Annotated in this window: 20 protein-coding genes and 3 pseudogenes; 9 read left to right on the plus strand and 14 right to left on the minus strand. The window is 69.1% G+C overall.

The features are described 5' to 3' along the window. Positions 1–61: 61 nt before the first annotated feature. Positions 62–502 (minus strand): VOC family protein, encoded by a 441-nt coding sequence (locus ACIP84_RS15835; RefSeq protein WP_355967345.1) that lies wholly within the window; start codon positions 500–502, stop codon positions 62–64. A gap of 208 nt (positions 503–710) precedes the next feature. On the opposite strand from ACIP84_RS15835, the gene ACIP84_RS15840 reads away from it, so the two are divergent. Next, a complete protein-coding gene (locus tag ACIP84_RS15840; protein WP_401798265.1) occupies positions 711–1,037 on the plus strand; it encodes a VOC family protein in 327 nt (108 codons plus the stop codon). Between the two features lie 19 nt (positions 1,038–1,056). Here ACIP84_RS15840 and ACIP84_RS15845 read toward each other — a convergent pair whose 3' ends face one another. The 3 genes from ACIP84_RS15845 to ACIP84_RS15855 form a co-directional block, all read right to left on the minus strand. Beyond that, positions 1,057–1,647 (minus strand): TetR/AcrR family transcriptional regulator, encoded by a 591-nt coding sequence (locus ACIP84_RS15845; protein WP_355967351.1) that lies wholly within the window; start codon positions 1,645–1,647, stop codon positions 1,057–1,059. A gap of 91 nt (positions 1,648–1,738) precedes the next feature. After that, on the minus strand, positions 1,739–2,344 hold the full coding sequence (locus ACIP84_RS15850) for a dihydrofolate reductase family protein (RefSeq protein ID WP_401798266.1): 606 nt from the start codon (positions 2,342–2,344) through the stop codon (positions 1,739–1,741). A 773-nt stretch (positions 2,345–3,117) separates the two neighbouring features. Continuing rightward, positions 3,118–3,321 carry a hypothetical protein gene (locus tag ACIP84_RS15855; RefSeq protein WP_355967357.1) on the minus strand — a complete coding sequence of 68 codons (204 nt, stop codon included), beginning with the start codon at positions 3,319–3,321 and terminating at the stop codon, positions 3,118–3,120. A gap of 273 nt (positions 3,322–3,594) precedes the next feature. Here ACIP84_RS15855 and ACIP84_RS15860 point away from each other — a divergent pair, with 273 nt between their 5' ends. The 5 genes and pseudogenes from ACIP84_RS15860 to ACIP84_RS15880 form a co-directional block, all read left to right on the plus strand. Next, complete coding sequence (locus ACIP84_RS15860) at positions 3,595–4,959, plus strand: NAD(P)/FAD-dependent oxidoreductase (RefSeq protein WP_401798267.1); 1,365 nt, start codon at positions 3,595–3,597, stop codon at positions 4,957–4,959. Between the two features lie 442 nt (positions 4,960–5,401). Then, complete coding sequence (locus ACIP84_RS15865) at positions 5,402–5,815, plus strand: phage holin family protein (RefSeq protein WP_355967363.1); 414 nt, start codon at positions 5,402–5,404, stop codon at positions 5,813–5,815. Then, on the plus strand, positions 5,812–6,300 hold the full coding sequence (locus ACIP84_RS15870) for a DUF3618 domain-containing protein (RefSeq protein WP_401798268.1): 489 nt from the start codon (positions 5,812–5,814) through the stop codon (positions 6,298–6,300). Before ACIP84_RS15865 ends, ACIP84_RS15870 begins: the two co-directional genes overlap by 4 nt. Then, the gene (locus ACIP84_RS15875) at positions 6,297–6,572 is read left to right on the plus strand and encodes a DUF4235 domain-containing protein (RefSeq protein ID WP_355967368.1); all 276 of its coding nucleotides are present in this window, start codon (positions 6,297–6,299) and stop codon (positions 6,570–6,572) included. The genes ACIP84_RS15870 and ACIP84_RS15875 overlap by 4 nt, the downstream gene beginning before the upstream one ends. Before the next feature lie 180 nt (positions 6,573–6,752). Then, positions 6,753–7,490: pseudogene (locus tag ACIP84_RS15880) on the plus strand (DUF4157 domain-containing protein); the annotation flags it as partial. Between the two features lie 971 nt (positions 7,491–8,461). Here the strand turns inward: ACIP84_RS15880 and ACIP84_RS15885 are convergent. Then, positions 8,462–8,587, minus strand: a complete 126-nt coding sequence (locus ACIP84_RS15885; protein ID WP_401798269.1) for a hypothetical protein — start codon at positions 8,585–8,587, stop codon at positions 8,462–8,464. A gap of 905 nt (positions 8,588–9,492) precedes the next feature. Between ACIP84_RS15885 and ACIP84_RS15890 the strand changes: the two genes are divergently transcribed. Continuing rightward, positions 9,493–9,666, plus strand: a complete 174-nt coding sequence (locus ACIP84_RS15890; protein WP_401798270.1) for a hypothetical protein — start codon at positions 9,493–9,495, stop codon at positions 9,664–9,666. Here ACIP84_RS15890 and ACIP84_RS15895 read toward each other — a convergent pair. The 8 genes and pseudogenes from ACIP84_RS15895 to ACIP84_RS15930 all read right to left on the minus strand — a co-directional run bounded on the left by ACIP84_RS15895 (position 9,645) and on the right by ACIP84_RS15930 (position 15,463). Next, positions 9,645–10,463 carry a hypothetical protein gene (locus tag ACIP84_RS15895; RefSeq protein WP_401798271.1) on the minus strand — a complete coding sequence of 273 codons (819 nt, stop codon included), beginning with the start codon at positions 10,461–10,463 and terminating at the stop codon, positions 9,645–9,647. The two genes, ACIP84_RS15890 and ACIP84_RS15895, sit on opposite strands and share 22 nt — an antisense overlap. Positions 10,464–10,980: 517 nt before the next feature. After that, the gene (locus tag ACIP84_RS15900; RefSeq protein WP_355967378.1) at positions 10,981–11,322 is read right to left on the minus strand and encodes a hypothetical protein; all 342 of its coding nucleotides are present in this window, start codon (positions 11,320–11,322) and stop codon (positions 10,981–10,983) included. Positions 11,323–11,372: 50 nt separating this feature from the next. Continuing rightward, positions 11,373–11,690 (minus strand): annotated as a pseudogene (locus tag ACIP84_RS15905) (transposase family protein); the annotation flags it as partial. A 624-nt stretch (positions 11,691–12,314) separates the two neighbouring features. Beyond that, complete coding sequence (locus ACIP84_RS15910; RefSeq protein ID WP_401798272.1) at positions 12,315–13,070, minus strand: matrixin family metalloprotease; 756 nt, start codon at positions 13,068–13,070, stop codon at positions 12,315–12,317. A gap of 635 nt (positions 13,071–13,705) precedes the next feature. Then, positions 13,706–13,855 (minus strand): hypothetical protein, encoded by a 150-nt coding sequence (locus tag ACIP84_RS15915; RefSeq protein WP_401798273.1) that lies wholly within the window; start codon positions 13,853–13,855, stop codon positions 13,706–13,708. A 27-nt stretch (positions 13,856–13,882) separates the two neighbouring features. Then, the gene (locus ACIP84_RS15920) at positions 13,883–14,239 is read right to left on the minus strand and encodes a hypothetical protein (protein ID WP_401798274.1); all 357 of its coding nucleotides are present in this window, start codon (positions 14,237–14,239) and stop codon (positions 13,883–13,885) included. A gap of 197 nt (positions 14,240–14,436) precedes the next feature. Then, on the minus strand, positions 14,437–15,138 hold the full coding sequence (locus ACIP84_RS15925) for an ATP-binding protein (protein ID WP_401798275.1): 702 nt from the start codon (positions 15,136–15,138) through the stop codon (positions 14,437–14,439). 52 nt (positions 15,139–15,190) lie between these two features. Beyond that, a complete protein-coding gene (locus tag ACIP84_RS15930; protein ID WP_401798276.1) occupies positions 15,191–15,463 on the minus strand; it encodes a hypothetical protein in 273 nt (90 codons plus the stop codon). A gap of 30 nt (positions 15,464–15,493) precedes the next feature. Here ACIP84_RS15930 and ACIP84_RS15935 point away from each other — a divergent pair, with 30 nt between their 5' ends. Together ACIP84_RS15935 and ACIP84_RS15940 are read left to right on the plus strand one after the other, a co-directional pair. Continuing rightward, the gene (locus ACIP84_RS15935; protein WP_401798277.1) at positions 15,494–15,715 is read left to right on the plus strand and encodes a hypothetical protein; all 222 of its coding nucleotides are present in this window, start codon (positions 15,494–15,496) and stop codon (positions 15,713–15,715) included. Between the two features lie 12 nt (positions 15,716–15,727). Beyond that, positions 15,728–16,059: pseudogene (locus tag ACIP84_RS15940) on the plus strand (transposase); the annotation flags it as partial. A 13-nt stretch (positions 16,060–16,072) separates the two neighbouring features. Here ACIP84_RS15940 and ACIP84_RS15945 read toward each other — a convergent pair. Next, positions 16,073–16,579, minus strand: coding sequence for a hypothetical protein (locus ACIP84_RS15945; protein WP_401798278.1), 507 nt, complete (start codon positions 16,577–16,579; stop codon positions 16,073–16,075). Between the last annotated feature and the right edge of the window lie 53 nt (positions 16,580–16,632).

Below are 16,632 nucleotides of genomic sequence, written 5' to 3' on the forward strand. Positions count from 1 at the left end.
CCCGCCCCTGAAGGGCGGCCCGAGTTCGGCCCGCGTCCCTGGTGGACGCGGGCCGAACCCGTCATGCCCCCGTACCGGAGCCGTCCGTGTACGCGTCGGCGTAGTCGGCCGTGGGAGGGATGGGCGTGATGACGTCCACCAGAACGCCGTCGGGGGCGGCCACGATGAAGTGGCGCTGTCCGAAGGCCTCGCTCCGCAGCTCCAGGGCGACCCGGAGCCCCGCGCGCCGCACCAGCCGCTCGTACTCGGCGTCCACGTCCGTCACCTCGAAGTTGAGGAGGAGGCCGCCGGCCGGGCGGCGGTGGCCTTCGGGAACGGTGGGGTGGTCGGCCGAGACCAGGGCCAGTTCGTGGTACGGCGGTTCGGGCCGGCGCAGGCTGACGTACCAGTCACTGGAATAGGTCGTCTCGAAGCCGAAGTGCGTGCGGTAGAAGGCCACTGCCTCTTCGAGGACTTCGGTGCAGATCACCGGATAGAAGCTGGTCAGGGTCGAGGAGGTCATCGGGGCACCGTTCCGATCGCGAGATACGTCCGTTCGGTTCCTCAACGACCCTCGCGTCCCGGCGTCACGCCAGGGCGTGTCCTGGGCGCCCCCCGCTCGTTGCCCCTCTCAAGGGCGCGTTGACATACCTGAGGTACGCCCTTAGCGTCATTTGACCTACCGTTGGTATGTGAGCGGAGCCGTCTCGATGATAACCAGCCTGTGTCCGGTGATCTGCACGTCCCGCATGGACCAGACCCGCAGCTTCTACGGAAGACTCTTCGGGCTCACCGTCGCCTATGCGACCCCGTGGTACACCGCGCTGGCCCGGTCGGGGGAGCGGCACCCCACGCTCGCCCTCCTCGACCACACCCACCCCGCTCTACCCGAGGCGTTCCGCACGCCGATGCGCGCGGTCCGGATCACCCTGGACGTGGAGGACCGCCCCGAGGTGTGGGAGCGGTTCGCCGCCGACGGAGCCGTACGGGGCGGGGGCCTGCGGCATGCTTCCCTCGTCGACCCCAACGGGGTCCGGATCGACGTCCAGGTGGCCTGACCCGCAGGCTGAGCGGCCGTCACTTCGCCCGCAGCGCCTCCAGGAGCCGCGTCAGCGCGTGCCGAGTGGCCTCCAGGTCGGCGGAGTCCTCCGACGAGGCCAGCCACAACGCGGCCTCGTTCATCGCCCCGGAGAGCAGATGTGTCAGCGGCGCTGCGGGCTGTGCCGGGATGACGCCCTCGGCGATCAGGGTCTCGATGGCATCGGCGAGGTGCCGACCTGAGGTGGCCGCGGTCATCGCCCGCCAGCTCGGCCAGCCGAGCACCGCCGGTCCGTCCACCAGCATGACGCGCTGGACCGACGGATTCGTGGTGGCGTCGAGGAACGCCTGGCAGCCCGAGGCGAGTTGGGTCCAGGAGTCTTCCTGGGCGTCCGCCGTCGCGGCGACGTACGCGGCCACCTCCTCCTGGACCTCTTCCAGCACGGCCTGGAAGAGTGCGCTCTTGCTTTCGAAGTGGTGGTAGAGCGCTCCCTTGGTGACGCCCGCCGCCTGGACGACCTCCGACAGGTTGACGGCGGCGTACCCGTGAGTCGAGAAGAGCCGTCGACTCTCGCTCAACAGGGTGTGCCGCGTCTGTTCGCGCTGCAGCGCCCGGACCCCACTTCTCATCGTGCCCCCGTTTCCCGCCTGGCTTGCTGAAAGCTTGCCCATACGGTACTTCGTGACCGCGCGAGGAGGCAGCCTGCCGTGCTCGGCGTCGTCAGACAGGGTTGCCGAGCGGCGGGTGATCGAGCACCCGGGGCTTGTACTCGACCAGCTGGATGCGGCCGTCGAAGGTGCGGTGCTCGGTCATCTCAAGGGCGACGTCCGGATAGCCGTCGTAGATGCGTTCTTCGCCGGTGGCCCCGGTGATCACCGGGAACATCACGACCCGGAACCGGTCGACGAGCCCGGCCCGCAGCAGGGACCGGCACAGGGCGAGGCTGCCGATCGTGCTGAGGAGTCCCGATCCGCTCGACTTCATGGCGCGCACCGCCTCGACGGCATCGTCCCGGACGAGCGTCGAGTTGGCCCATGTCAGTGGCTCCTCCAGCGAGGAGGAGAACACCACCTTGGAGGCTTGCGTGAGCTCGTCGACGGACGCCTCCTCCTCGGGCCTGAACTCGTCCTGGCCCGCCGGAACCTCGCCGGCGGCGAAGCCCGACATCAGGCGGTAGGTGTTCGCCCCCATCAGGTAGGTGGCCTCGGGCTGCTCGCTGAGCCACGCGAGGTACTCCGGGCCCTCAAGGCCCCAGAACCCGGGCCATCCCTCTCCCGAGGCGTAGCCGTCGAGGGAGGTGATGAAGTCGACGAGAAGCTCTGACATGGCGGTGTCCTTCCTAGGGGTGGCACGACCTTGGACCGGCCGGGCGACACGAACTCGTCGGCCGCGCTGGGGAATACCGAGATGCCCACGAGGCTGCAGCCGATCGGATCAGCGGGATGGCCGACCGCTACCGACAGCCGGCGACCCTGGAGCCTGACGTCCGGGCTCCTTCCGGACCGTACGCATGTATGCCTTCCGGTGCTGACGGAACGAGGTATGAGGGGGATCTTCCCGGGCACCCGAGTGAGGGAGGGAGTTGCTTCCCTCCCGACTCAGTGAGGTGGTGTGGTGATGGCAAGCGACGTACAGGTCGGCCCTCCGACCCGGCTGGGCTCGACGGAGCCGCAGCAGGCGCTCCCTGCGAATCCGGTTCCTCCCGGCCCACCGGCGCCGTCGCCGGAGCTGGTTCTCGAGCGCAGCCGACCAGAGGCGACCATGGGGACTCCGCCCAACGATCCGGTCCCGCCGAGCCCCACCCCGACGCCAGGGCCGGGGCCTGGCCCGCAGCCGGGCCCACTGCCCGGTCCGGTACCCGTGCCGGGGGGCCCTGACCCCGTGCCGCCGGCTCCGCCGCAGCCCGAGCCGGATCCCCAGCCGGGCGGTCCGCGACCGGAGCCGGGCCCCCACCCTGGTCCACTGCCCGGTCCGGTACCCGCACCGGAGCCGGTCATCTGACGGCTGCCCCTGCTCCGGCGCGCGACGACTGGCCACCCCGCGGCCCGGCCCTCGCTCCCCGGCCGTTGACGAGCGTGGGGCCGTGGTCGCCCAGGCGTTCAGCGACCTCCGGCGTGCCGGGCCACTCGCTTGGCAAGGTCGGCAGCAAGCCGGCTGGCCGCATAGCCGTGATGCGTGGTGTCGAGGGACACCAGTCTCTGCAGGTAGCCGATGGTCTGCAGCACCTCAGCGGTGGTCAGCAGAGGCAGGCGGGGGTCTTCGGTCTCCGTGGGGTCGCCGGTCATCGGCTCAGCAGTCTTCATGGGGGTTGATACTGGCTTGTCCAGGCCTCGGCTGGAAGAACCCGCGCCGTCGGCAGGCCGACGACGCACGCGGACACAGCATCGTCCCCGGCGGCCCCGACCTTGTACGCCCCCAGTCGTGGACCGCGTACACGAGCGTCGGCGGAAACACTCCGTAGCCGGTGCGCAGCCCGCACCGCGCGGAGGCCGAGACCGTTCGACCGCAACGTGCATGGAACGGCCTGCGGGGGAAGGCGTGCAGGGGACGCGTACACCCGAGAAGGGACGGACACCATGGCACGACCGAGGATCGTGGTCGTCGGCGCGGGCTTCGCCGGCGTCGCGTGCGTACGCCGCCTAGAGCGGACGCTGTCACCCGGAGAGGCGGAGATCCTGCTGGTCACTCCGTTCTCCTACCAGCTCTACCTGCCCCTGCTGCCGCAGGTGGCCTCCGGGGTGCTCACCCCCCAGTCCGTGGCCGTGTCGCTGCGCCGCAGCCGCCGCCACCGGACCCGGATCGTGCCCGGCGGGGCCGTGGGAGTCGACACCCGGGCCAAGGTCTGCGTCATCCGGAGAATCACCGGGGAGTTGGTCGACCAGCCGTACGACTACCTGGCGCTCGCGCCGGGGAGCGTGACCCGCACCTTCGACATCCCCGGCCTGGCGGAGCACGGCCGGGGCATGAAGACGCTGGCCGAGGCGGCCCACCTGCGCGACCACGTGATCGCCCAGCTCGACCTGGCGGACGCCGCCGCACCAGGCTCGGCGGAACGGGCCTCACGACTCGGGTTCGTCGTGGTCGGCGGCGGCTACGCGGGCACCGAGACGGCCGCCTCCCTGCAGCGGCTCACCATGAACGCCGTCGGCCGCTACCCCCGGCTGGACCGGCGCGACATCAGCTGGCACCTCGTGGACGTGGCCCCGAAGCTGATGCCCGAGCTCGGCGACCGGCTGGGCCAGGCGGCCCTCGATGTGTTGCGCCGCCGAGGCATCGAGGTCTCGCTCGGTACCTCCGTGGCCAAGGCCGGCCCCGAGGACGTCACTCTCACCGACGGCCGCGTGCTGCCCTGCCGCACCCTCGTCTGGACCGCCGGCGTCGCCGCGAGCCCGCTCGTCGCCACGCTGGGCGCCGAGACCGCCAGGAGCGGAAGGCTGGTCGTCTCGCCGGACCTGCGGGTGCCGGGGGCGGAGGGCGCGTTCGCCCTCGGCGACGCCGCCGCCGTGCCCGACCTCGTCGGCGGCGGGGACGGTGTGGTGTGCCCGCCCACCGCACAACACGCCCAGCGCCAGGGCAAGGTCGCTGCCGACAACCTCGTCGCCACGCTCCGGGGCACGCCGCTGCGCTCGTACACCCACAAGGACCTCGGACTCGTGGTGGACCTCGGCGGCCGCGACGGCGTCTCCCGGCCGCTCGGCATCGACCTGCGCGGGATGCCCGCCCAGGCCGTGGCCCGCGGCTACCACTGGGCGGCACTGCGCACCGGCGCCGCCAAGACCCGGGTGATGACGAACTGGCTCCTGAACGCGGTGGCCGGCGACGACTTCGTCCGGACCGGATTCCAGGCGTACAAACCAGGGACGCTGCGGGACTTCGAGTACACGGACGACTACCTCACCCCGGAGGAGGTGCGGGCCCGCACGGCGACCGAGGGAGCCTGACAGTCCCGGCGAGCGAGCTCGCCGGCAGGGCGGCCGAACCACCAAGGGGCGGCTCCTCGTTCCTGCGGCTCCATCCGAACACCGGGCAAGGGCGCGGCCATCGCACGGCATGGCCGCGCCCAGCACGCACGGTGATGCCGCGGTGCGGGGGTTCGAAGGCCAGGCGCACGAGAGGGCGGTGACTGTTCGGTCCAGCAGTCTCGTACGGGCGGCCGGTCGTCCGACAGGAAACGTGCAACGACGCTGCAGTCGCGCGGGTAGCGACGCGGTTGCGGGGTAGGCGCGCCGTGACGGCGACATGACCCCTTTGAACAGCAACCGAATCGTCTCGGTCAAGCGCGGCGCCGATGCTCCCATCCGGGACACCACCAGCGCTGACCGCAGCACCTGACTGACGTGTCGCCCGGTTCGGCAGATCGACGGAAGGCAAGGTGTCCCCATCATGAGCAGGGCAGAGCGGCAGCCCCACCCCCCGGACGACTCGGTCGGCGTCCTGGTTTCGCGCGCCTCACAGCAGATATCCGAGCTGGTACGCGAGGAGATGCAACTGGCCCGGGCGGAGATGACCCAGAAGGGCAAGCGCTACGGGAAGGGCGGCGGCCTCTTCGGTGCCACAGGAGTCATCGGCCTCCTGGCCCTCCAGGCTCTGACGGCAGCCTGCATCGCCGCTCTCGCGCTGGTTCTGCCGGTGTGGGCGTCCGCCCTCATCATCACCGCGGCCCTGGGGATCGTGGCGGCCGTGACCGGCCTGGCCGGAAAGAAGCAGATCGCGCGGGCCGGCAGCCCGGCTCCCGAGCAGACCATCGACAGCGTGAAGGCCGACCTGGCCGAGATCAAGGAGAAGGCACACCGATGAACGACGACGCCCGAACCAACATCGGCACCCCCGACCCCACCCCTGCCGACCTCGGCTCTGCCGAACTGCGCGACCAGGTCGAACGCACCCGTGACGAGCTCGGCCGGACCGTAGAGGCCCTCGCCGCGAAGGCCGACATCAAGGCACAGGCCAAGGAGAAGACGGCCGCCCTCAAGGGCCAGGCCGCCGAGAAGGCCGCACAGGTCTCAGAACAGATCCGCGAGACGGCGGGGCACGCCGCCCAGGCGGTGAAGGACAAGACGCCCGACTCGCTCCAGCAGAAGACCGCGCAGGCCGCAGCACATGCACGGGAGAGTGCGGCCAAGGCCGGCCAGTACGCGACGGACAAGATGCCCGACCCGCTGCTGGAACAGGCCGGGCACGCGGCGACGGCCGCACGATCCAACCGCGCCCCGCTCCTGGCGGCCGTCGCCGCCGTAGCCGTCTTCCTCCTGGTCCGCCGCAACCGGGGACGTCGCCGATGAAGGCATCCAAGGCATCCACGATTGCCTACAAGCCGGTCGGGCTGGCCCTGGGCACCCTCAGCGGTGTGCTCGCAGGCGCCGCGTTCAAGCAGGCGTGGAAGCGCATCGAGGGCGAGGGCGATGCTCCTGACGCCACCGACGAGAACCGCACCTGGAGGGAGATCCTGCTTGCCGCAGCCATCCAGGGCGCGATCTTCGCCGTGGTCAAGGCGTCGGTCGACCGGTCGGGGGCCGTGGCGATCCGGCGGGTGACGGGCACCTGGCCGGGCTGATCCGTCGCGGTGCCGGCCGCTTTCCCCGAGGCGGCCGGCACCACCCGTGTCGGGACGCCCCGGCCTGGTGCGTTCGGGCAGCGAAGTCTGCCCCGCCCCCGCCCTTTCTGTCCTTCTCCACGTACCGGGACTTCTGTCATGGATGGCTTCAGCCCACTTCCATGAAAGGCGCTCCCTCGTATGTCTCAGGAACGCATCCCCAAAACCTCCGGTATCGAACGGCAGGTTGCGGCCCGAGCTCCGCTGCCTCCGTCCGACGCTCTGAACATCCAGCGCACCGCTGGAAACGCGGTGATGGTCCAGCTGCTCCGCCAGTCCGGTCACCCCTGGGCCCAGCCCGCCCACGAGCAGCACGGCCCCGGCTGCAGCCATCAAGACGGGCCGGGGGGCGAGGCACTGGAGCCGGTGCAGCGATCCGCAGTCCACGGCGGGCCGGTGCAACGCTCCGCAGTCCACGGCGATACGGTGCAACGCTCCGCAGTCCATGACGTGCTGTCCACCGCCGGCCGGCCACTGGACGACTCGACCCGTACCGATATGGAGGCGAAGTTCGGTGCGGACTTCTCCGGAGTCCGTATCCACGACAACTCGGCGGCCCGGGCGTCGGCCGCCGAGGTCGGCGCGCGCGCCTACACCTCCGGCGACCACGTGGTGATCGGTGAGGGTGGCGGAGACAAGCACACCCTGGCCCATGAGCTGACCCATGTCATCCAGCAGCGCCAGGGCCCCGTGGCCGGAACCGACAACGGCGGCGGCCTGCGGGTCTCCGATCCGTCCGACAGGTTCGAGCGCGAGGCCGAGGCGAACGCGAGCCGGGTGATGAGCATGGGCTCCTCCCGGACCACGACACCCGGCGCCGAGCCGGCCGGGCCGGTGGGGCACGGGGGAGCCGGCCCGATCCAGCGAGCCCCCACGGTGCGGGAGACCAGGCTGATCGGGCAGGTGGGTCCTTCGTGCTGGCTGTACGTGCTGGAATCCATGGCCAACGCGTACGGCCTCAACACCACGGCACTCAACGCGGCGATGCGGTCCTTCCCCGAGAAGGCCGATCGAGATGCCAGGGCCGCCACCCAGAAAACCGAGAGGCGGTCGACAGGTGTCCAGATGATGGGGGAGAGCCTGCAGGCGATGCGAGCGACCATCGAGAGCATGGACGGTGACGCGGTCACGTACGACCAGCTTCTGGCGACGATCCGTACCCGCGTGCCGAAACCCGGCCCGTCCGGTGCCTTCGCTAACAGCATCTGCGCCCAGGGCGAGAGCGTCCGGAAGGAGACGCTCATCGGGCTGTTCGACAAGGCGATCGAGAAATCGGAGCTCCTCCTGTCGCTCACCTCCGCCGACGGCGACGAGGTCACCAAGATCCTCAACGCCGGCCAGCAGGTGATCAGCCCGTTCCCCGAGAACGGCAGCGACGAGGATCAGCGTTACGCGATCTCCGACGCCAAGATCTCCATGGGGCAGATCACCAACTTCCCGCAGTACATGACGGTGCGGAAGAGGTTCACCAGCGCCACCGTCACCGCGGCCGACCGGCAACTCGTCAACGACTTCCGGAACATCCCCGGGAACGCAGGCAAGGCCGCGCTCCTCGACTGGACGGCAAGGACGGGCCTGCAGCGCTCGGCGCATGCCGTGCTGCTCACCGGCTACGACGAGGCGAACGGGTTCGTGTACTACAAGGACCCGAACGTTCCGGCCGCCGAGATCAAGGTCACCTTCCAGCAGTTCCTGGAGATGGCGGGCGAGGACGGGACGAAGGACAAGCTCACGATGCGCCCGTTCATCGCGGGTACCAACGGCCGCCAGTCGAATCTGGAGAAGCTGGCGGACTGATGCACCCGCGGGTCACCGGAGCCGGGACAGGCGGGACGGATGCCCGCGGGTCGTCAGACGGTCAGGGACCAGGCGACCGAGTTCTCCCGCCACAGCCGGACGAGCGCCTCGTGCCCGGCCACGACACCGGGGAGCCGGTTCCACAGCGCCAGGTACAGACGGTCGGCGGGCCTGGGCACTCCACGGCGGCCGGGCCGCGCTCCGGCGCCGCGGCATGGCCCAGCTCCGGCACTGCGGCCGGGCCCCGGCCCGTCCGTGGCGGTTCCGTCACCGACAGGTGGCTCGTTCCGCGACACCCTCGACACCGCCCCCCAGCCCACGAGCTGGACCGGCTACCCGCCGACCGGTAACGAGACCCCGCTCCTACTCGGCGTGCGAGGCTGGTGGCTGCACTACACAAGGCGCCCCAACCAGTTCGGCGACCTGTGTCAGCTGCGACCACCGGCTGCGCATCCGTACCGCGACCTGCACCGATCAGGACCACGACAGCTTCGAGCCGCCGTTCTAGGGGCTGTCCGGCCGCACTGCTCGTTGCGGACGTCCAGGATCAGGTGCCGGCTCCTGCGCCGGGTTCGTGGCGGCCCGCTTCGAGGGAACGGGGGAGGGGTCCCTCCTTCGGGACGATCGCATCTGCGTCATCTCGGCGAACCACCACGTACCCGCCACCACGCAGGCCAGCAGCAGTCCGTTCAACATGGCCCTGGTCCAGGTGGCGTGCTCCGCCCAGCGTCCCATAGCGGTCAGCGCGCCCCAGCTGACCAGCAGGACGCCCGCAACCCTTACACGTCGGTGTCTGAACATGCCGGCTCGGCTACCCGCGGCAGCAGCGCTCACACCACTCTCGCGCCCCGCGTCGCAGGAGGGGGCGCCGACACGTGGGGGTAGCCCGTGAGCCGGAACAGCATGGCGGGGCGGATGATCCGCTGTGGGGTGACGTGAGTGCCTTCTTTGACCTGGCCCTGACGGGGGCGTTGTTGCCGGACGTGCGTGTCCCGGACGCCTCGGTGGAGGACTGACAGGCGGGTGACGGCGCCCCGACGCAGAGGACGGCTCCGGAGGTGGTGGCTGCAGCACGGTCGACTCGATGCGGCTCACCGCCCCGGCGGTCGCGACGCCGCGTGCGGCGGAGCACCGTCTCGTCGCCCGCTATACCGATACCGTCCGCATCCTGAAAGCCGGACGGATCACCGGCAGCGGCTCCGCCGCTCGGCGCCTGCCCGATTCAGACGCGCCAGGTCAGATCGCGGTGGGGATGTAGCGTGCTGCAGCGAGCCTGGCCAGTGTTCGAAGTCTCGCAAAGTACCAGGCGCAGTATTCCGAGTTGATCACGGGCGCGATCTTGTCGAGATCGGCCACGCATGCCCAGAGGGTGGCGACGCCGCGGTCGTCGAGCCCTCCGTCCAGCTCTCTCTGAACGAGGCCGGCGACGTCGGCATCCAGAAGGATCAACTCCACGCCCTCAAGGTCAATGCCGCGGAAGCTGTCGGGGTACAGGGCGCGCCGGTGCTCTTCCCACAGTCGGGCGAGCGCGTCGTCTTCAGGGTGTGCGCGGCTCGTGTCGACGACCGCCGCATTCACCTCGGAGGGTGGGAGAAGGAGCAGGGCGACAGCGTCGAAGACGGCCCCCACCATGACGATGGCCCCTGCCGCGTTGAGAGCGGCACTCGTCTGGGTGCCTTGCGTGAGACTGTCGCGCAGTCGTCGGCTGCGGTCGAGTGCGGCTGCGAGCTCGGCCGTGATGAGTCCGGTGTCCGTGGCACGCTCGATGAGAATGTGGAGCGGTTCGCTCAGGGCCAGTTGCTCGACGAGGACGTGCTCCAAGGCGAACAAGGAGTGCGTGACGGCGACGGTGGCGAACTCGTACCGGTAGAAGGAGTGTCGGATGAGCTCGCGGGACGTCTCCAGCGTACTCATGACGTACATCGACGCCCCTTCGGGCATGACGAGATCAGCCACCAGCGCGTCCATGTCCGCGAAGTCGAGAACAACGCCGTGGACGCGCGGGTCCTGTATCGGCAGAGGGAGTGGGCTGGGCAAGGGAGGCAGGGGTGTCACCCCCGCAGTCTCGTCAACTGAAGGACTTGTGCCAACGGTTTTACTCGCACCCTTTCGCCGTCTCGGGCAGGCTGCGGTGGACCAGCCGGCATCCCCTTGGGTAGGGGTGGCAAGCCGGGAAGCGGCAATGTATGCCTGCCCGGGGCCTTCCTACCCGCAGGCGCCCCGCCCCGCCCTTCCCCCCTGGGGGGCACCCTTTCCGCCTCCGGCGCTGATCCGACTCGGAACGGAAGCAGAGGGGAAGAGGTGTATGGAGTGGTGCCCGCAGCGCGGCCATCGGCGTGCTGGTTGTTCTCGACCCGTTGGGAAGCGCAACGCCCCCGGATCTCGTCACCAATGGTCGGGTTCGAGGAGCATGCTGCTGCTTTCGCGTATCTCCCTGACGGAGCCAGGGCTGTGGGAGTGGTGCCGGCACGGGCGGTGTGACCGCCCCCGAAGGCGGCCCGTAGTGCCCGAGTCATCGCCCACCCATCCAGCCTCTACCTGCTGCACTTCCGCACTGCGGTTGCTGTCGAGGTCAGAACCCACGGTGGGGAGGAACGTCCGATCGCATGAGGCGGACTCGCTCGGCTGGTATACGGCCGGGCAGGTAGACGAATCCGTTGCCGTTGTCGAGGAGCAACCCCTCATCGACGCCGTCCACGGACCAGAGATCAACCGGCCCACCGGTGTTGTTGATCTGAAGGAAGAACCCCACTTCCTCCTCGCCTCGACAGAGGAAGATCCCCTCCACCTCAGGGCGGCGGCTGCCGGCGATTCCCGGTGCGGCGCCCATCCGGGCCCAATCCAGACCATGCCGTGCGATCGACTGCCGATTGAGCAGGGACGAGACGTGGATGTAGTTCGACGTATTCAACACTCCAGGAGTATAGGAGGCAGTGAGGCTTACTCCTCAGGTCGAGGTGGTCAGCCGGGTCCCGCCGGTGTCGAAGACATGAGCTTCCCGAACGGGTCGGTGAGGCCTTGGATGTTCATGCCGTGCTGACGGTGCTTGCCGGAGTAGATGGGGCGGTCAGCCGCGATGCGTTCGATGGCCAGCAGGGTGCCGTGCAGGATCACGAACGCCTTGGGCGCGGCAACTGCCATTGCCTGCTGGAGGGCGGAGGCGAGGACGGCCAGGACGTCCACGGCCTCGGTGCCGTAGCGGTGGGCGGTGGCCAGGCCGACGTCGAACCCGGCCGCGAGGTGGGCGAAGGTGTGACCGCAGCGCAGACGCCAGCGGGTGCCGAGTCGTGGTGCGGCGGCCTCATCCTTACGATGCTTGTGGGGTTGAGGGCGGGGCCACCGGGGACCTGGCTGGGGTCGTTGGCGATGGCGGTCGTTGCGCCAGCCTCTTCTGTAGTGCGTATGGGGCAGCCGACGAGCACTCGTCCCGACAACGTGAACTATGGGACGACCTCAAGCACGGTTGATCACCAGCGACCAGCCCGTCATCCTCTCGACCGACGCGCCAGTGGGTTCCCCCTCAACGCTGCCCAGTCGATACCTGCGGTGGCCCCTCAGCCCCAGCCGCATGCTCGTGCTCAGCCCGGACCGGCAGCCGCACAGAGTCGTGCACTGCGTTCTCCCCCGTAGGGAGGTCGATCGGTTCCGTGCTGCAGCCATCAGGATGCCGAAGCAGCGATCACTGCCCTTCCGCACGACATGGACCTGCCGTAGGCCGAAGCCTTCGACGCCGACCCCAGCCCCCCGCCGTGGCGGCACCGCTGCAGGCCGGCAGGCCATCGATCGTGCCCGCGGACGGGTGGTCCCTGTCCGGGGCGGCATGCGGCACCCGAGTGCTGGGGGTGCTGCAAACGTGATGTGGCGCCCCCAGCCCGGCACCGGGCTGAGGGCGGCACGTCGGGTCTGTCAGGTGCCTGCCTTCGGGTAGAGCAGGTTCAGCACCGAGTAGTCCTGGGACGACGGGTGCTGCGGGAACTCGGGAACCGACATGCAGCTGTTGGTCGACCCGTTGTGATCCAGCCCCAGTGCGTGCCCCATCTCATGGCACGCGACGCTGCGCCGTGCCGCGTAGGTGTTCGGCGTGACCTGATCGTTGAGCCTCACGACGACTGAACCGTCTACGAAGTACCCGCCGGAGGTCGTGTACGAGGTCTGGCCGTACCAGTCGGTTCCGTAGCTGCCGCTGTAGGTGTGCACGCAGTGCCGGCCGCTGGGGCAGCCGGCTGTGTACCAGCGGTAGTAGGCGTCGATGCCGGGCGACTGGTACCAGTCGACCTGGGCGTCACTCACCGGCCAACTGTCGCTGGTGTGGTCGAGGAAGTACACCTGCGGGTCGTTGTAGGCCCCGTAGGACCACTTGGCGCCGCACAGCGCGGACGCGGTTCCGACGATCGGGGAACAGCCGAGTGTCCCGATGCCGGCAGTGGCTGTCGGTTCTGCGTCCTGCACACCGCGGATGCCTTGGTGTCGCAGGGACGCCCTCAGCTCATCGGGCGTGACGCCTGCGGCGGGCTCGTAGATGGCGGTGTAGACGGTGCCGTCCCCTCGTTCCTGAACGACGTACACCGCTTTGTCGTACTGGGCGGCAGCGGCCTTGGCGTCTGTGCCGCGCAACGGATCTGCAGCAGCTTGTGGCACCGTCAGCCCCATCAGCATCAGCATGAGGCCGGCCAGTCCGACGATGGGTCTGGTTACTCGTAGCACGTAGTTCCCCCCATTTGGACGCCCCCGACCGCGTCCGCGATCGAAGACACGGCGCCGCGAGGAGCAGACTGGCATGTATGCGTCAGGGGCGGGGACTCCATTTTCGGGCGATCAATCGCGGAGTGGAACGAGGTGCGTGCTGTCGGGGATGTGCGTGCTGCCATGCCCGGTGGAATAGGACAGGTGGGCGTCGGCCCTGGGCAAAGCGCACCAAGCGGAACGCCTCAGGACTTGGCCGACTGACCGGCTTCTGCAAGCCGGTGAGGGCTTTCCAACCGGGCTGCCTGGCTTACCGGTTGGGCTTACAGACAGGTGAAGCCGCTGGTAGATGGGCTCTCGGTCAAGAAACTCGTCTCCACCAGAGGCTTCGCACGCCTGTGACCCCTTCGGCGTCGACGTGTCCAGTTCTGCCCTGCTCTCCCTGCCGGACTGGCTCCGCCGACGCCCGCAAGGAGCTCGCTATCCGGTGGAGACGACTGAATGCGAGGCGGGGCTTGCTCGCACTCGCCCATGCCCATGCCCATGCCCATGCCCTCGAGCATGTCGGCGTACAGCGGGGAGTCGGCGAGGGGCTGGCGTTCGCCGATATTGCGCTATCCCCACGTCTCGTAGGGGGCCTGGACGCGGGGGTGGGTGACCTCGACAAGGAGGGCGGCCAGCGGTCCGGGGCCCCAGCCGACGAGGTCGGCGTGCAGCTGCTGGGAAGTCTGGACGATCGCGTTGTTCCCCAGGGGGAAGTTCACCTATTCCCCAGGTCCTGGCTTGGGAGATTAGGTTGCGCCGGGTAGTCCGAGGGCGACCATGAGGGCCGAGGAGAGCTGTTCCGCGAACAGAGCCGACCCGGTGAGCGTCTGCCGGATGGCCTCCTCGTCGGGAGTCAGTCCAGCGGCGGCCGACCAGGCGAGTGCACCGGCGACGGCGGGTTCGATGGGGAAGTGCTCCAGAGGGATCTCGTAGCTCTTCGCCGTCTCGCGGTTGAGCAGGCCCTCCCATCTGCTCCCGTCCGGCGTGAGGGCCTCGACGAAACCCACGTCGCTGTCCAGGAAGGACACCATGACGGCCGATGTCCCTGTGCTCTGGACGAGCTTCGCCAGGCTGCGCCGACCGGCGTCGGCGAAGTCCGTCACTCGCCAGCCTTCCGCCGACGCCTCCGTGTCTTCAACGCCCGTGAACCCGGCTGCCCGCATGAGTCGGTGCAGTTCCCCCGTGGACCGGGTCGTCAATGATCCGCCTGAGTTTCCTATGGCCAGCAAGCTAGCGGATGCCTCTGACAAGCCAGCTCGTGGCACTGAGACGCCGACGAGGGAAGCCGCGGTGGCGGACCCTAATGCACCTTGTCGGTCGTGTTCCTGGGCCGCTTGTACGGGCGGTAGCTGGGCCCGTTCATGATCACCTGATGACTGGTGTTGATGGAGCCGGTCCAGGAGCGACTCGGCGACGACGGGGTTGGGAAGAGGGGATACCAGTCGCTGGACGCCCGGTTGCTGGTGATGATCAGAGACCGACCCTGGCGCTCGGAGACGAGCTCGTAAAGGTCATCCGCCTGGGCCGCGGACAGCTGGCGCATCGGGAAGTCGTCGAGGATAAGGACGTCGGGCCGGATGAGTTCGCGGAGCCGTTTCTCCCACGTGCGGTCTGCGTGGCCGCCGGCGAGCTCGGCGAGGATGCGGCTGGTCTTGGCGAAGCGGACGTGGGCGCCCTGGCGGACGGCGAGGTGGCCGAGGGTCTGGGCGATGTGCGTCTTGCCGACGCCGACGGGCCCGAAGAGGATGACCGATTCGCCGGCGTGCAGCCAGCGAGTGCGCCGAGGTCGCGGATCTGGGCTGCGGGCAGTTTCGAGGGGGCGGTGAAGTCGAACTCCTATCCAGCGTGACCTGCTGCTCGAACTTCGCCCACTGCAGACGTCGTTGGAAGGTGACGGTCTCACGGCGGGTGATCTCGTCTTGGTAGAGGACCTGGAGGAAGTCGAGGTAACGAGCTCGCTGCCGTAGGCCTGTGCCGGGCGGGCGTCGAGGGTCTCCAGCATGCGCACGGTCGCAGCGACTTGAGCGACTTCCGCAGGGCGCCGTCCATCAGGGTCATCGGGCTTCCACCTCGGCTTCGTCGTGCACCTGGTCGTCGTGGATGTCGTCCGTCGTGTCGGGGGCCGCGACGGTGGCGAAGAGCCGGGCGGGATCGTGGAGGACGGCCGCAGCCCCCGCATCTCCGCTGGTGTCGGGCTCGGGATCGGTCTCGGTGCCGGCGATGAGGATGCCCTTGATCGTGCGGTAGGACGGGTCGCCGACCGCGATGGTCCCGGCGCAAGCGGCCTCCAGTCGCGTGTCGCCGTACTTCTTCCGCAGACCGAGCACCCCTGGGCCGCGCGGAGCTGATAGAGCACGTTGACCTCCAACAGCTGGTCGACGACGTCGCCGCAGGCGTCGCCGACCTCGGACGCCTGGCCGCGACACCAGACCGGCGTGCGCATCGCTCTTATCAGTGCATTTTCCCTGGTCAAGGGCTGCATGCGTCTTGACGAGCTGTCCATCGTGGAAGACCTGGACCATGTGGCGGTGGAGCGGACATCGACGCGGCAGCCGATGAGCTTCCAAGGAACCGAGTAGAGGGTGCGGCCGATCGGCCGCACCAGGATCACCCCGGAGTTGGTCCTGGCCGCAAGGCTTATACGTCTCGGGCGATCCGCAGTCATCTCCGTCAGTGCCGCATCCGGGCCGTGATCCCGCAGCCCGCCCGCCGACCAAACCGCGAACCGCCAAACGCCTGGGCAGCCCGCGGCGGCAGGCCACCGGCCTTCGACCTCGAGGCATACAAGCAACGCAACACGGTCGAGCGGTGCATCAACAAGCTCAAGCAGTGGCGCTGCCTTGCCACCCGATACGACAAGACCGCCACCATCTACCTGGCCGGCCTTCACCTTGCAGGGATCCTCATCTCGTCGGACAGATGATCCGGAGGTGCGGCTAATCTGCCCGGTCGAGTGTGACTTCGATGTCGATCGGAGCGGACCGCCACATCGCGCTGAGGAGCGGGTCCTGGTCGATGAAATGGCGTGTCTGCGCGAGCGCATCCGCTCTGGGCTCACCGATGGCAGCGTGATCGAAGCCGCTATCTCCGGCACCGTTGATGCGCAGGTCCGCCCAGGCTGGGTCCTCGGCGAAGCATGCCTGGAACGCCACCTTCCAGTACTGGGGCTGCCAGTGCTGATCCTGCCGATCGCCGTCCTCGTTGACCGCTAGCAGTCGCCCAAGAGACAGCGCGGGCTGGTTCTGGGTCCAGTCCCAGACGCCCCACTCAACGATGAAGCCGTCCCCGTCGTCCTCAGGCCCCTCAATGCCCTCGAGCGGTACCTGCACGAACTCCTCAAAGGCAGCCCACGCCGCCTCCATGATGCAGGCACCAGCGGTGACGCCATGCCGGCCCAGTAACTGCTCGAACACTGCGGCGCTGGTCCGCCATGAGATGGACATGCCGCCAGGCTAGCTGTACCGATCACCCCCTCCAGGCTCAGGACGAGGCCCCG

The sequence above is a fragment of the Streptomyces sp. NPDC088707 genome (assembly GCF_044752725.1).
Taxonomy (GTDB): domain Bacteria; phylum Actinomycetota; class Actinomycetes; order Streptomycetales; family Streptomycetaceae; genus Streptomyces.

Coding starts and splice junctions, on each gene's coding strand:
- ACIP84_RS15835 (WP_355967345.1), bottom strand. CDS start 502: ATGACCTCCTCGACCCTGACCAGCTTCTATCCGGTGATCTGCACCGAA.
- ACIP84_RS15845 (WP_355967351.1), bottom strand. CDS start 1,647: ATGAGAAGTGGGGTCCGGGCGCTGCAGCGCGAACAGACGCGGCACACC.
- ACIP84_RS15850 (WP_401798266.1), bottom strand. CDS start 2,344: ATGTCAGAGCTTCTCGTCGACTTCATCACCTCCCTCGACGGCTACGCC.
- ACIP84_RS15855 (WP_355967357.1), bottom strand. CDS start 3,321: ATGAAGACTGCTGAGCCGATGACCGGCGACCCCACGGAGACCGAAGAC.
- ACIP84_RS15860 (WP_401798267.1), top strand. CDS start 3,595: ATGGCACGACCGAGGATCGTGGTCGTCGGCGCGGGCTTCGCCGGCGTC.
- ACIP84_RS15865 (WP_355967363.1), top strand. CDS start 5,402: ATGAGCAGGGCAGAGCGGCAGCCCCACCCCCCGGACGACTCGGTCGGC.
- ACIP84_RS15870 (WP_401798268.1), top strand. CDS start 5,812: ATGAACGACGACGCCCGAACCAACATCGGCACCCCCGACCCCACCCCT.
- ACIP84_RS15875 (WP_355967368.1), top strand. CDS start 6,297: ATGAAGGCATCCAAGGCATCCACGATTGCCTACAAGCCGGTCGGGCTG.
- ACIP84_RS15890 (WP_401798270.1), top strand. CDS start 9,493: ATGCGGCTCACCGCCCCGGCGGTCGCGACGCCGCGTGCGGCGGAGCAC.
- ACIP84_RS15910 (WP_401798272.1), bottom strand. CDS start 13,070: ATGCTGATGCTGATGGGGCTGACGGTGCCACAAGCTGCTGCAGATCCG.
- ACIP84_RS15925 (WP_401798275.1), bottom strand. CDS start 15,138: ATGCTGGAGACCCTCGACGCCCGCCCGGCACAGGCCTACGGCAGCGAG.
- ACIP84_RS15945 (WP_401798278.1), bottom strand. CDS start 16,579: ATGTCCATCTCATGGCGGACCAGCGCCGCAGTGTTCGAGCAGTTACTG.